The organism is Bacillota bacterium (assembly GCA_030019365.1).
In the GTDB taxonomy this organism is placed as follows: Bacteria; Bacillota; Sulfobacillia; order JACIYH01; family JACIYH01; genus JACIYH01.
On record JASEFA010000010.1, the window covers coordinates 1 to 13,889 of the forward strand.

Genomic DNA, 13,889 nt, shown 5'->3' on the forward strand with positions numbered 1-13,889 from the left:
AAATAGAGGCAGCCTTCACCTTCACCAGTACCTCGCCCGGACCCGGCCGGGGCACGTCCACCTGGCACAGCTCGGCGCCGGGGCCCGGTGCCGCCTTGAGCACCGCTTTCATCTGCCCATACCCCCCACCTCGTCCCCTCCCCGCAGCCCACTCAAGGAGCCGCCCGCAGCCGGATTGCTGCCCGCTCGCTCGGCGGGCGCATTACCGTCACGGGAACTCGAGCAGCCGGATTCCGTTACCCTCGCCTGCTTCTCGCGCAGCACGATCCCTGCCCATCGCCCGCGCTATCAGCCCGCCCAGCGTCGGTCTCAAGCCCCCTGATGAATGCAACCAGGTTGTCCAGGAGGGCACGGTAGTACTCACGGCCCATGACCTCATCGGCCGTTGTCGCATCCCCCACCACGCCCGTCTCGCCGCCACGCCGCCGGAACTCCTCCACGGTGGGCGGCACCACGACCCGGTCGGCCTCAACATAGGGGTCACCTTGGTGGAAGGGTGATGCTGGTGGCACGTTCCTAACCAAGCTCGCCCGGTCGACCAAGTCGGGTCGTATAACCATCATAGTCGCCGTCTCCAGCTCGTCAGCGTGTCCAATTCCCCCTGGTGCCGATCGCCGCAGCCGCCGAGCCGCCAGTTCTCCGATGAGAAAAGGGTCCACTATGGCCACGTATGCCCCCGTCCGCTGGCGAACCGCTGCTGCAGCAATCTGGAGCGGCGCCAGATTTGCTTGCCGGTGGCCGTTCACGATGACAATCTTCCTGAACCCGTGCTGAACGAGGCTCAAACAGACGTCGTTCACCACCGATATCAGCGTGTCCGGTTGCAAGCTCACCGTCCCGGGATATGCCATGTGGTGAGGGGACCAGCCGTACCATACCGGGGGAGCTACCACGACGCCTACGTCGCGACCTGCATCCAGGGCGAGCTGTATGGCCACCATGGCATCTGTTCCCAGGGGCAGATGGAAACCGTGCTGCTCCACCGCCCCCGCGGGCACAACGACGATGTCCTTGTGCGCCAGGTACTGCCGGACCTCGGGCCACCGTAGCTCCTCAAGCCTGACCGTGCTAAGAACATACCCCGACTCCTGCTGCACCCTTCCTGCTCCTTTCTTGGCGGACTCTCCCGTCAAATCCCCAGGTATGCACGCTCGAGCTCGGGATCCGACAGAAGATCGTTTCCAGCACCTGACACAGCTACAGATCCACTTTCCAGAACATAGGCAAAATCAGCTATGCTCAAGGCCATCGCCGCATTCTGCTCCACCAGGAGTACCGACTTGCCCTCCTCCCGAATCCTCACGATAATGCGGAACAACCCTTCCACGAGGAGGGGGGCCAGGCCCATTGAGGGCTCATCCATGAGAAGCAAGTCTGGTGCCGACATAAGCGCCCGAGCTATGGCCAGCATTTGCTGCTCTCCCCCTGAGAGCGTTCCAGCCGCTTGCCTCCACCTCTCTTTCAGCACCGGAAACAGCCCCAGAACCCAGTCGAGATCTCTGTGCATTGCCACCCGATCGCGGCGCGCGTAGGCACCCATCTCCAGGTTTTCCGCAACGCTCATCTGCGGGAAAACGCGCCTTCCCTCCGGTACCATAGCCACCCCATGGCGTACCACCTGGTCGGGGCGCAACCCCACCAAGCTCCTACCCTGCCACGTGATGCCACCCCGCCAGGGGCGCAAGACGCCCGAGACGCACCTCAGCATCGTGGTCTTCCCCGCGCCATTGGCCCCGATAAGTGCGGTGATGGTACCTCCTTTCACGGTCAACGAAACACCGTGCAGCACCTCCGTCTCCCCGTATCCGGCCGCCACGTCCACCAGTTCAAGCAACCGAACCGGCCCCCTTCCCCAGGTAGGCACGGATCACATCCGGGTGATTGCGGACGGTTGCAGGGGGTCCCTCCGCAATCTTCCTGCCGTGATCGAGCACGGTGATCGAATCGCATAAGTGCATGACCAGCTTCATGTCGTGCTCGATCAACACTACGGTGTAGCCGCGGCCTCGCAATTGCCCCACAAGCCCCAGAAGGTTCAGTTTCTCGCCAGGATTCATACCGGCCCCCGGCTCATCCAGCAGTAGCAGCCTCGAATCGGCCGCCAGGGCTCGAGCCAGCTCAACCAGGCGCTGCTGGCCGTAAGGCAGGTGACGGGCCAGTTCACCAGCCTTCGCCTCCAGGCCCACGAAGGCCAGTGCTTCCCTGGCTTTCCGCCGCGCCTCTGCCTCGACCAGTCTCGCTGCAGATGTCCCCAGCAACACGGAGAGGACATATGTCGGGGTTCGGGAATGCTGAGCCACAAGCACGTTCTCCTCGACCGTCATATCCCGGAACAGCCGGATGTTCTGAAAAGTTCTGGACATACCCAGCGGCACCAGTTGGTGGGGGCTCATGGGCGGAAGTGACCTGCCCTCGAAGCAGATCCTGCCTCGATCGGGTCTCGTCATGCCCGTAATCACATTGAAAAGGGTCGTCTTGCCGGCACCATTCGGGCCAATGATGCCGTGAACGGTACCGCGCTTGACCCACATATCCACGCCTTCAAGCGCTTGTAACCCCCCGAATCTCTTGGAGATCCCGTCTACCTCGAGGATGCGGTCATCACCCGCCACCTGGCTCACTCCCTCTCACCCCTGACCCCACGAGAACCCCGCCTCCACCGGCGAATCAAGCCCATAACGAGGCCGGTGACGCCCTGGGGCAGGAAAACGACAGTGCAGATGAGGATGAGGCCGTAAATGATGAGACGGTAGCTCTGGAAGGGACGCAACAACTCGGACAGTACGGTAAGCGCGAAGGCTCCCACCAGGGCCCCCCACACCCCCCTGTTCCCGCCCACTACCGACATGCAAAGGTACCCAACCGAATCATCGAACGTGAAGCTATCGGGGCTGGCCACGCTGGTGAAGGGACCGTACATCGCCCCGGCCAGACCCGCGTACGCTGCACTGATGGCAAAGGCAGCCACCTTGTACACGTTCACCGGGACTCCCATGGCTTCGGCGGCCACATCGTCCTCCCTGATGGCCACCAGCGCTCTACCGATTTTCGAGGCGGACAGGCGGAGAGCTGCAGCCACGCCCACGGCCACCAAGGCCACAACCAGGTAGAAAAACCTTCGCTCGTCGCTTACCCGCAGGCCCACAAACGCCGGCACAGGAATGCCAGTCAGCCCCGCAGCTCCCCGTGTCACCGGGACCCAGTTGACGAGCACCAACCTCACGATCTCCCCGAAACCTACCGTGGCCATCACCAGGTACGGCCCGCGCAGCTTCATGGCCGGGATGCCAAATGCGAGGCCACAGACAACCGCCAGCAACACTCCCGCCAGAACAGAGGGCCAGAAAGGCATGTTGAGTCTTAACATCAGGAGAGCACAGGTGTAGGCCCCCACTGCCATGAATCCCGCCTGGCCCATGGACACCTGTCCGGTATACCCGGACAAGATGTTCAACCCCAGTGTTATAAGCGTGTAGAGCCCAACCAGATTGATAATATGCATGTGGTACGGGCTGGTGACCAGCCAGGGTACCGCAGCCAGGAACACAGCAATTGCCAGCCGCAACAGCCACGCACGCTTCACGCTACCCACCACCAGCCTCACACCTTCTGGCGCGCTTCCCGCGACAGCAGTCCCGAAGGCTTCAACCAAAGGATCAGGATCAACACCGCAAAGGCAATCGCGTCCCGATAACCCGAACTGATAAGCCCGCTGGCTGCGGCCTCGATTACACCCAGTGCAAAACCGCCTGCTATCGCTCCGGGGATGTTTCCCAGCCCGCCGACCACGGCGGCGACAAACCCCTTCAACCCGATAGCCGCACCCATGCTGAAGGTCACGAAGAACAGGGGAGCAACCAGAGCTCCCGCAGCAGCACCAAGAGCCGCGCTGGCCGCAAACGCCACTGCATCGGACCGCTCAGCATGCACACCCATCAGGCTCGCCGCCATGCGGTCCTGCGCCACCGCTCGCAGGGCCTTACCCTCTCTCGTGTACCGCAGGAAGTACTGAAGCATCAGCATGATAAGCACCCCGAGTGCCACGATGAGCATGTCCTGCGGCACGAGCCTCAAGCCCCCCACCTCCACCGTCCGCGAACCGAGAGGTGGTGGAAAGGGCTGGGCATCGGGACCCCAGATGGCAAGCGCAGCATTCCGGCAGATAATCGCCACACCCAGGGTCGCTATCACCACATTGATGGGCGGGGAATTCCGCCTTCGAAGCGGCCTCAGCACCCCGCGCTCGATCAGGACACCCACAAGGGCAATACCGCCCATGGCGAGGAGCATCGCGACCGGGAAGTTGACTCTTACCACCTGGTACAGGGTAAACCCCAGGTAGGCACCCAGCATAACCATGTCACCCTGAGCCCAGTTGAGGACGCCAGCCGCTGCGTAGATCAGGCTGTAGCCGAGTGCCACCAGTGCGTAAATTGCCCCCATCGGCAAGCCATTCAATACGTACTGCATGCCAAATGCGGCCTCCCTGCCATAGCCGGTCTCCAGGGCCTAACCCCTGGAGACCGGCATAGCAATACTCTGAGGGCTACGGGCTGATTGCGACCGGTCGAACCAGCACGAACTTGCCCCCCTTGATGGCAGTTATCAGAACCCGCTTCCCGACATCATCGCCCTTTGTGTTGAACCGCGCATTCCCCGTGACCCCGGACAGGCCAGCAGTTGCGGCAATGGCGTCTCTGAGAGCTTTCGGTTCAGTGCTGTTTGCCCTCTTGACGGCATCGGCGATAACGTAAACCGTGTCGTAGGCCTGGGCGGCATGGGGGATAGGGTTATCACCATACTTCTGCCGCCACTTGGTCACAAAGTCACGCACCCTCGCGTCGTCGGCGTCCGGAAGGAAGGACTGGGTGAGGATCATGCCTTCCACTGCTTCTCCGCCCAGTTCCATGAGCTTGGCAGCAGCCATTCCCGACGCCCCAAACAGCTGACCGGTGAAGCCCAGTTGCCTGGCCTGGCGCGCTACAAGGGCAGCCTCAGTATACAGGCCCCACAGAAATATCGCCTCGGCACCACCGTCCTTTGCCGCAATGATTTGGGGCTTGAAGTCCTTGTCCCCGTTGTTATACGTTGACGTGGACACCAATTGCAGGCCCAACTCGCCCGCTGCTCTGGCCAGCAACTTGGCTCCGCTCTGACCGTAATCGTCCGCAGCGGTGAGCGTCGCAGCCTTCTTCAACCCGAGAGTCCTGACCGCGTATTCCACCACGGCGCGAGCCTGGAACTCGTCGTTCACCGCAGTGCGGAAAATCCAGGGACTAGCCTGCTCGGTAATCGCAGCACCCGTAGAGCCGGCTGTAATTTGAGGTACTCCCGCCCGCTGGGTAACCACCATGTCTGCCAGAGTGCACGAGCTGTTGATAGCGCCGATAATCACGTCGCACTTCGACTGCTGAATCAGCTTCGTGGTAGCATTTGCCGACTTCGTGGGGTTGCCCTCATCGTCCTCAAAGAACGCCTCTAGCTTCCAGGCCCCCGGTCCGCTTGAGGTGTTGATTTCATCGACTGCCATCTGCACAGCCTTGCGCTGCGCCTGCCCGAGCTGGGCGGAACCACCGGATTCAGGACCCACGACCCCAATCCGCAAAGTTTTCTCGCTGCCGCCCTTCGCACATCCGGCCACTCCAACCATCCCTGCTGACACGACGCCTACCATCAGGAGCAACGCAACCCGCCTCACGATACGAGATCTAACCACCGTTCACCGCCTCCTGGTAATGGATGCTACCCGCGGCCTTAGTGGCTTTGGGCCCAAACCCCACCCTCATTCGAGTTGGGCCTAGCCCGGAATCCCATCTCCGCAGAAATCTCCGCCGCCGCCTCCCGCGAGCACTTCACGAGCTCACTCAGATCTTCGTTACGGAAATGCCATTCGGGGCCAGCAAGGCTAAGGGCTGCCACCACCTCCCTCGTGTGGTCCCTTACCGGAACCGCCACTGCGGCGGTCTCGGGCTCAAGTTCCCCGTAACCCGTGCTGAACCCGGTGCGCCGGACCTCCCGGATTAACCGCCAGATCTGGTCAACGTCAGCCACAGTATTCGGCGTGAACTTGACCAAGCTGGCGCAACGCAGGTACGCAGCGACCTCTTCATCCGTACAGTAAGCGAGGAGTAGCCGGGGGCACGCGGCCACGTGCAGCGGTACACGCCTCCCAACCCTGGTATAAAGCCGCACCGGACGGTTTGACTCCACCTTCTCCACGTAAACAGCCTGATCCCCGTCCCTCACAACCAGGTGCACCGCCAGTTCCGTACGATCTCGCAACCTCTCCATCACCGGGTACGCGATGCGGCGCAGTTCCAGCCCCTCCCGCACGATCTCCGCCAGCTCAATAAACTTCAAGGACAGGCTGTACCGTGCACCCTCAACCTTTCTGACGTAACCCCGCTCATCTAGGGGCGCGATAAGTCTGTAGATGCTCGTCCTCGCAACACCCAACAACTCCGCAATTTCCGCAACTCCCAAGGGTTTTTGCGAGCGGCCCAATACGTCTATGAGGGCCAGGGACTTGTCGACCATTGAAGGCTTCCTTGTTCGCGTTGCGGACAATCTGTCCACCACCTGAACTTGTTATTCGACGCCGCCCCCGCGTTCTCCTCCTTGGGCTCTCTCCCTTTGCCTCAGCTTTTCCGCAAGGGGGATGGGGCGCCACCACCAGCGCATTGCCTTCATTAGCCTCACCATTGCCGAGGAAATGGGCCTGGACGACGAATGGCGTACCACCATGAAAGGCTGGGCGGGTCAGGCGCTGGTGCTGGAGCGTGACCGGGGAATTGGGACAGGCTCTGTGCACGGTATGAGTCCGGGTGTCCGACGGCGGGCGCCTCATCTCCTCCGGGGTGAGAGCCTGAGGACCACCGCCACAAACAGGCGGGGCTCGGTGCGGCGGCTGCGGTGGGTGCCAGAGACCGTCAGGTGCTGCTGACGGCGCCGCGCGCAAGGGCTACGCGCTTCCTAACAGCACCACGACCCGCTGGTGGCACCGGTGTACTACAGCACCGGCTGCAGCGCCCGCCGGGCCACTTCAGCCACCCCCAGACAGCCGGAAGCGGTCCGGGGCTAGCTCAACGAGAGCGGCAAGTTCGCCCGCCTTCCTGCTCAGTCCCTGCTTGGCGCAAAATACCTGAGTCCTCCAGGAATTCGCTTACCAGGCGCATGGCACAGTATGGCCCGCACATGGAGCATTCGACCCTGCAATCGGCCGCTACCCCGGGGTTCTTCCGCTCCCACAGCGACCGGGCCCGCTGGGGGTCGATGGCCAGTTCCAGCTGTCTGGCCCAGTCCAGGGCCTTGCGAGCCCGTGCCATCTCCCGGTCCCACTCCCAGGCCGAGGCGATTCCCTTGGCCAGATCGGCGGCGTGGGCGGCGATGCGAGCCGCCACCACCCCTTCCCTGACTTCCTCAGGGTCCGGCAGGCCCAGGTGCTCCGCGGGGGTGACGTAGCAGATGAAGTCCGCTCCGGCGGCCCCGGCCAGCGCACCTCCGATGGCCGCGGTCACGTGGTCCCAACCGGGCGCCACGTCGGTGACCAGGGGGCCCAGCACGTAGAAGGGAGCGCCGTGGCACAGGCGCTTCTGCAGCCTGACGTTGGCCTCGATCTGGGGCAGGGGGACGTGACCAGGCCCCTCCACCATCACCTGTACGCCTGCCCGCCGGGCCTCGTCCACCAGTTCACCCAGGGTGAGCAGTTCTTCAGTTTGCGCGCGATCGGTGGCATCCGCCAAACAGCCCGGCCGCATCCCGTCGCCCAGACTCAGGGTGACGTCGTGGCGACGGGCAATCTCCAGCAGGCGGTCGAAGCGCTCGTACAGGGGATTCTCCTGGCCGTGATGCAGCATCCAGCCGATGAGCAGCGCCCCACCCCGGCTGACCACATCCGTGATCCGACCCTCACGGCGCAGGCGGTCGAGCGCGTACCGCGTGACCCCGCAGTGCACGGTCACGAAGTCGACCCCCGAGGCGGCATGCTCCTCGATCACTTCCCACAGCTCCCCGGCATCCATCTGTACGATGGAGCCGTGCCGTGCCTGCGCCCGGACCGCCGCTTCGTAGACAGGTACCGTACCCACCGGCACCGGGGACGCCTCCAGCACCAGACGCCGACAACGGGCCACCACCTCAGGGTCGCCCGTGCTCAAGTCCATGAGGGCATCGGCCCCGGCCTCGAGGGCCGCCTGAAGCTTCGCCTCTTCGCGCTCCAGGTTGGGAAACTCCGTGGACACTCCCAGGTTGGCGTTCACCTTGGTGCGCAGCTCCGCTCCTATGCCGCGGGGGAGGAGGGCACCATGATCCGGGTTCGCCGGGATGACGGTCGTGCCCGCCGCCACCGCCCCCCTCACCTGCTCGGGGGAAAGGCCCTCTTCTTCCGCTACCCGGATCATCGCCGGGGAAATCATGCCCTGCCTGGCCATCTCCAGTTGCGTCATGGCGCATCGCTCCCCTGGCCACCGGGACCCAGCAGGCCTGAGGGTCTCGAACCACCCAGGGCCGCCCCGGAAAGAGCGGCCCGACGAGGTCCGCCACTTCCCTCCGCTGGCATTACCCAGATCAGGTTCCAGGGTTGAGGGCAAGCCCTCTCTCAGCCCGAGGCACCCCTAGTGGCCTTTGTTCTTTTCCGACCTGATCATAGCACACTTCGTCCCCCGCGGGGAACTTTCTCGGCTTCCCGTGCTCGGCTTCAGGGGGCAAGAGCACCGGCTGGCTTGATGCCGGGCCTGTGCAGGCAATCCAGGATGGCATGGCACGCGCGCTCAGCGCACCTTCGCAGTCATCTTCCTTGACGACCGCCCCCCTCGCGGCATGCCGCCACGCGAAATCTCTTCATCCAGGTTCAGAGGCTGACCGTTCCGCTCGGCGATGAAGGGTCCACTGACCCGGGTGAAGGGACGCGTGGAGAGCCTGATTTTGGCCTCTTCCGCCGCTCGCGTCCTGCGGGCGAGGGCGCGCCGGTCCTGGCGCAGGTCCACCCCGTGGCGGTCCGCAAAACGACGGCACAGGAAATCTACCAGACACGCGTCGAAGTCTTCTCCTCCGAAAGGTGCTGTCGACTCCGCCGGAAAACGCCACCACGGCACCGGAAATGCTGGACAGAATGCTCTTCAGGCGCCCGTACTTGGCCTCTGCCGTCACCGCCGCCTCACACGACACCCTGACCATCTCCGTCACGCCGCACCACCCCTATCTCGGTCTTTTCGACCGGTTGCTCGCGCTCGCTCGCTCCCTCTCAGCTTCTCAAATCCGTGCAGCCCCGCCCGTAGCCTTGGATGGCTCCCCGCCACGTTTGCCCCCGACCCCCCTATCACTTCTCGCTGGGTCCCCCGTTTGGGCCCGACATTCCTTCGTCCTGTCTTTTGGAGGCAGGCGGGGGTCCAGCTACTGAAAGACGGGGTCGCACACTTCTCCAGCCCCCTGATCGGGTGCCGCCGCGATCCCCCGCGCAACACTTGACCGGGGCTTCGTCCTTCGTCCCCAGCCGCTGGTGGGGCCAGGGAGCACCAGCCCGGTCACCGCATCGTCGGCTTTGCCGAGAAGCACGCGCAAGGCCTGGGCCACTTCCAGAGCAGCCACCGTCGAGGCAGCCGGACCCATGAGCCCGGCCGTGTCGCAGGTCAGGAGTTCCCCCGGTGCGGGAGACCGGGGCACGAAACAGCAGAAGCATGGACCCAGGCCCGGCAGCACGGTGAAGCTCATCCCCACGCTGCCCGCGCACGCGCCGTGCATCCAGGGGATGCCTTGTGCGGCAGCCACGGCCCCGGGAAGCATCTGGTGGCAGTCCTTTTCGTCATAGAGGATCTGCCTCGACAGGTGCGATTCATCCACCGGCCGAGGCTGTTGCAGGGGGACTAACGCGCTCAGGGCCTCAACGCTCCAGTAACCAGATAAACGGAGGATATACTAGAATCACCCCGAAGACGACGAGTCCCACCGTCAAGTACAGGGCCCTTCTCAGGTCAACGGACCGCCGCTGCACGACAAGACCCGCGATGAGCCAGCTCACCAGCCACGCCAGGCCGGAAACCAGGAGCTTGCCCGAATAAGGCCCGATGCCCGCGTGCAGCTGGAGCAGCTGACCCACTCCCTTGTTCAGCTCGGACAACAAGTGGACCGCACCCAAAGCCGCCACGGCGATGCCGGCAGCTACGAGGGCCGCCGCGGTCAGATTTTCTTTCCGGGAACCATTGCTGGTCATTCTACCCCACCGCCTTTGTCTTGGTGATGAGCGCGCCCAGCCCAAACGCCGTCATGGTGCAAAGGAACGCAAGCAGCACGCACACAAACACTGCGTTCCGCGCCCGGGGGTGCTCGATGAGGTCCTCGCCGAAGGTCCAAACGATGTAGGCGGCGACCACAGCCAGGGGAAGGGAGAAGAGAGCGATGAACTCCTTGAATTCCATGCCGAACTTGTGCACCAGCGGAGCGTTTTCGAGCAACCACGCACGGGCGTTATCGGGTGAGCGGTAACCGATGTATAACCAGGTTCCCAGGAATATGGTGAGAAACGAAACGATCGGCATTAGCAGAGTGCCGATCTTCAACCGGCGGAGCGATACCGGGTTCAGGTTGAGGATAGCCTCGAAGGACCAGACAAATGCTACGAGCAAGACGAAGGCGAAGAGACCGTGCCAGGCCGCTAAACTGTGCCAGAATCCCTGGCCTATGAGAGCAGAGATCATGTTACCCCTCCTTGGCAGGCGATGGACTTCCACATCAACTATGCTGCAATTGCACGCCTGCTGACAGGTGTCAACCGTCCTGACCCGTAAGGGACATTTGTCACGGACAACCGTAACAACCGAGGCTCCGCTCGCCCGTGGTGTCAACTCCGTTGCACAGGGAAAGACGGACCCGGCCGTTCATGTCTTCCCGACCATGCCGCGCTTCACCGCATAGCAGGCTGCCTGGGTACGGTTGCTGAGGTTCAGTTTGGACAGAATAGAACTCACGTAGTTGCGCACTGTCTTCTCGCTGAGGTATAACGTCGCCGCGATCTCCCTGTTTGTCTTCCCTTCGCCCAGGAGTTTGAGAATGCGCAGCTCGTGCTCGTTCAATTTTGCTTCGGCCCCGGCCTGCCAAGACAAGTCCTTAAGCCGCTCCAGGACCCTGGTCGTCACAGAGGGGTCGAGCAGAGACTCACCTCGGGCCACCGCCTCGACCGCGGCCACCAGATCGCTCGTTCCCACCTGCTTGAGCACGTACCCCGAGGCACCCGCCATGATGGAACCGAAGAGAGCTTCGTCATCCGAATACGACGTGAGCATAATCACGCGTACCGCCGGATTCTCTTCCCGGATTTCCCGGCAAGCCTCGACCCCGTTGCCCCCGGTCATGCGAATGTCCATTATCACCACGTCTGGCTTGAGCGAGCTGGCTTTCGCCACCGCCTCCGCGGCCGTGCTCGCCTCCCCCACTACTTCGAAGTGGGGTTGCCGTTCCAGGACCGCGCGCAAACCAACCCGGACCACCTCGTGGTCATCCACGATCAGGAGCCTGATCCGGTTCACCCGTTTCACCCGCCTCGAGAGGGACCTCCAGGAATACCTCGGTTCCAAAACCGTGCCGTGAACGGATGGTGAGCTCCCCCCCCAGAATGCGTGCCCGCTCCCTCATGTTTTGCAACCCGTATCCCATGGAGCCATCCGAAACCGCAAACCCAGAACCGTTGTCTCTAACCAGCACTGTCAAGGCACCGGATCGCACCCCCACTTCTATCTCCACCCTCGTCGCGCGTGAATGTTTGAGAACATTGTTCAAAGCTTCTTGGGTGACCTGGGAGATGTGGCGTACCTGCGCCGGAGAAAGCTGGGGGAGGGCACCCCGGATGTGAAGCTCCCCTTGAATGGCAGAAGCGGTCAAGGTGTCCAGCTGACGGCACACCAACTCCCCGAGATCAGCGGTGGGCGGCCCAAGGTCAAGGATGTAGCTCCTTATGTCCCTTATCAGCCCGTTCATCCTTTCCATGATACGGCTGAGCTCGGCCTTGGCCCGCTCGCTAGATTCGTCCACGAGATAGGCGCAGTTTTCCAGGCTGAGTCCGATGGCATATATGGACTGGATAACCCCATCGTGCAGGTCACGGCCAATCCTCTCGCGTTCCTGATAGACGGCCTGTCTCCTCTCTGCTTCATCCAGCCTACGCCGCACTTCAACATCGAAGATTTCCAGAGTCCTGATAACGAAGAACGCCATCGCCAACCCGCACAGCGCCCGGAACACTTGTATGGGAACACCGGTGGCGGCGAAGAAGGATTCTGTGTTGATGAGGGACGCCGGAGGAAAGGGGGCGGGCGGCACTACCAGGCCGCCGGAGAATGCGTAAATGGCAAACACCACGGCCGCCCGCACCAGGTTTCCGGTAATCCGCGGGATGTTTAGCATTCCCACCTCCCGGCGCTGCGCTACCAGGCCGGCGGAGCTGAGCACGGCCCCGGGCAAGCCCAGCAGATAGCGTGCCCACGTCTCGCTGGTCTGAAGCCACCACTCCGTGCCTGAATCGGTGAGGAGCCTGAACAGTAAGAAATTGATAAACCAAACGGCAAAAACGGGCAGCGGAATCCACTGCAAAAGACGCGCCCTGGGCGACGAAGAGGCCAGGAGACGAGACCCGAACATGAACAGGAACAGGTAAGATGTGGCGACGAGGCAAAGGTCGAGAACACGAAGCCCGATCACCGTAATCGAGGAAGCGTACTCGGCGTGCAGGGGGATGAATACGAATCCCCACTCCGCCAACCCGTGCAGTATCCCGAAGACCCCCAGGAGCCTCAGGCTGTGGGCCAGCCGGAAGGTGCTGTGATGGAAGGAGCGTTCCTCCAGAAGGACCGCAAACCCCATGAGAAAGAACATCAGACCATAGGCGAAGTACAGCGCCGCGAAGTGAAGCCTGAAAAACGAGTACAGTTCGACGGTAACCTGCGTCACAGCACCCGCCCCCGACCAGTCTCCAATCCGAACTACTCCACTACTACATTATAGCGTAGTGTCGCAGGTCCCGGGGGCAAGGCCCTGCCCGGCGTCCAGGGGGACACCTGCTGTGGGGGGTGCCAGGCATAACTTAGTTTCATGCGGGTATTTGCGCCCTATGCGGGCGATAGTTCTAGACCTCGCCCTCCTCATCCCGACCAGTTTCCGCCTCACCCACCTGGGCGAGGCCCGGGCGCTGCGCCGCTGTCCCCCCGACTCTTACGAGCAGTTCCTTCGATTTCAGGCCCGCCGCATGGCCAGGGTCCATCCAGGAGGCCTACGTACAGGACGGTCTCCCGCGATCGGCATGACCCCCATTGTCTCCCGGGTCAGATCCCAGGGTGCCGTATAGCCGGAAATCCGCTCGGTCCAGTCTTAGTAAGACTTCTCTGCGACTTGGAGCAGAACTACGCCGGCTAGGAGGACGTCAAGCCGCGATATCCTACCTCGTTGGCCCTCCAGATGTCAGGACCGATCCCATCCGCCCGAATGTAACGGATAACAGGACGATCGGGGACCACAATCTTCCCGCCCTCGACCCTGACCTCGCATCCGCGACCCATGCTGCGGCCTCCCCCTGCCTCCAAGTTACGATTTGTGCGAGACACGCCACTGCGTCCACCTAAACAAGTGCAACCGCTTCACACTGCGGGCTGCAACAGTTGAGTGATCTTTCGCACGTCCTCAACGTCTTCGAGGACTACACACAATTCATGCACGCCCTCGGCGTGCTTTCCAATGGCGGACGAGGCCAGTCCAAAACAACCGGAGTGCCCCTCGATGTAACGCCCAGTCGGACCAACCCCTCATGCATATCCGGGTCGTGGTTCAGCACTCTCAGTCTGGACAGCAATGCGGGGCCCAGCATGTGTTCTAGCTCGTCACGCCGGGTCGGCCGGTGCAACCCCGTC

Annotated in this window: 14 protein-coding genes and 1 riboswitch; all 14 genes read right to left on the minus strand. The window is 62.6% G+C overall.

Going from position 1 to position 13,889, the window contains the following annotated elements; translation table 11 throughout:
• Positions 1–112 (minus strand): L-threonine 3-dehydrogenase (gene tdh / locus QME70_11770; GenBank protein MDI6895254.1); only part of this gene is annotated, 112 nt, incomplete at its 3' end.
• A 124-nt stretch (positions 113–236) separates the two neighbouring features.
• Positions 237–1,097, minus strand: a complete 861-nt coding sequence (locus QME70_11775) for a creatininase family protein (protein MDI6895255.1) — start codon at positions 1,095–1,097, stop codon at positions 237–239.
• A 32-nt stretch (positions 1,098–1,129) separates the two neighbouring features.
• Entirely contained in the window at positions 1,130–1,834 is a 705-nt protein-coding gene (locus QME70_11780) for an ABC transporter ATP-binding protein (protein MDI6895256.1), read from the minus strand.
• Positions 1,827–2,612, minus strand: a complete 786-nt coding sequence (locus QME70_11785; GenBank protein MDI6895257.1) for an ABC transporter ATP-binding protein — start codon at positions 2,610–2,612, stop codon at positions 1,827–1,829. Before QME70_11785 ends, QME70_11780 begins: the two co-directional genes overlap by 8 nt.
• Positions 2,613–2,617: 5 nt before the next feature.
• Positions 2,618–3,583 carry a branched-chain amino acid ABC transporter permease gene (locus QME70_11790; protein MDI6895258.1) on the minus strand — a complete coding sequence of 322 codons (966 nt, stop codon included), beginning with the start codon at positions 3,581–3,583 and terminating at the stop codon, positions 2,618–2,620.
• Positions 3,584–3,600: 17 nt separating this feature from the next.
• The gene (locus tag QME70_11795; GenBank protein MDI6895259.1) at positions 3,601–4,470 is read right to left on the minus strand and encodes a branched-chain amino acid ABC transporter permease; all 870 of its coding nucleotides are present in this window, start codon (positions 4,468–4,470) and stop codon (positions 3,601–3,603) included.
• Positions 4,471–4,546: 76 nt separating this feature from the next.
• Positions 4,547–5,662 (minus strand): ABC transporter substrate-binding protein, encoded by a 1,116-nt coding sequence (locus QME70_11800; GenBank protein ID MDI6895260.1) that lies wholly within the window; start codon positions 5,660–5,662, stop codon positions 4,547–4,549.
• A 92-nt stretch (positions 5,663–5,754) separates the two neighbouring features.
• Complete coding sequence (locus tag QME70_11805; GenBank protein ID MDI6895261.1) at positions 5,755–6,567, minus strand: IclR family transcriptional regulator; 813 nt, start codon at positions 6,565–6,567, stop codon at positions 5,755–5,757.
• Between the two features lie 515 nt (positions 6,568–7,082).
• The gene (gene thiC / locus QME70_11810; GenBank protein ID MDI6895262.1) at positions 7,083–8,444 is read right to left on the minus strand and encodes a phosphomethylpyrimidine synthase ThiC; all 1,362 of its coding nucleotides are present in this window, start codon (positions 8,442–8,444) and stop codon (positions 7,083–7,085) included.
• Positions 8,445–8,525: 81 nt separating this feature from the next.
• Positions 8,526–8,624, minus strand: a riboswitch (TPP riboswitch).
• A 766-nt stretch (positions 8,625–9,390) separates the two neighbouring features.
• Positions 9,391–9,837, minus strand: coding sequence for a hypothetical protein (locus QME70_11815; protein MDI6895263.1), 447 nt, complete (start codon positions 9,835–9,837; stop codon positions 9,391–9,393).
• A 40-nt stretch (positions 9,838–9,877) separates the two neighbouring features.
• Positions 9,878–10,207: a hypothetical protein gene (locus QME70_11820; protein ID MDI6895264.1), complete on the minus strand. Its 330-nt coding sequence runs from the start codon at positions 10,205–10,207 to the stop codon at positions 9,878–9,880.
• 1 nt (position 10,208) lies between these two features.
• Positions 10,209–10,691 carry a hypothetical protein gene (locus QME70_11825; protein ID MDI6895265.1) on the minus strand — a complete coding sequence of 161 codons (483 nt, stop codon included), beginning with the start codon at positions 10,689–10,691 and terminating at the stop codon, positions 10,209–10,211.
• 180 nt (positions 10,692–10,871) lie between these two features.
• A complete protein-coding gene (locus QME70_11830) occupies positions 10,872–11,528 on the minus strand; it encodes a response regulator transcription factor (GenBank protein ID MDI6895266.1) in 657 nt (218 codons plus the stop codon).
• Complete coding sequence (locus tag QME70_11835; GenBank protein ID MDI6895267.1) at positions 11,488–12,936, minus strand: sensor histidine kinase; 1,449 nt, start codon at positions 12,934–12,936, stop codon at positions 11,488–11,490. Before QME70_11835 ends, QME70_11830 begins: the two co-directional genes overlap by 41 nt.
• Positions 12,937–13,889: the final 953 nt, after the last annotated feature.

What these genes read in the sequence shown, in the direction of transcription:
- QME70_11795 (MDI6895259.1), bottom strand. Translation starts at nt 4,470, where the DNA reads ATGCAGTACGTATTGAATGGCTTGCCGATGGGGGCAATTTACGCACTG.
- thiC (MDI6895262.1), bottom strand. Translation starts at nt 8,444, where the DNA reads ATGACGCAACTGGAGATGGCCAGGCAGGGCATGATTTCCCCGGCGATG.
- QME70_11820 (MDI6895264.1), bottom strand. Translation starts at nt 10,207, where the DNA reads ATGACCAGCAATGGTTCCCGGAAAGAAAATCTGACCGCGGCGGCCCTC.
- QME70_11825 (MDI6895265.1), bottom strand. Translation starts at nt 10,691, where the DNA reads ATGATCTCTGCTCTCATAGGCCAGGGATTCTGGCACAGTTTAGCGGCC.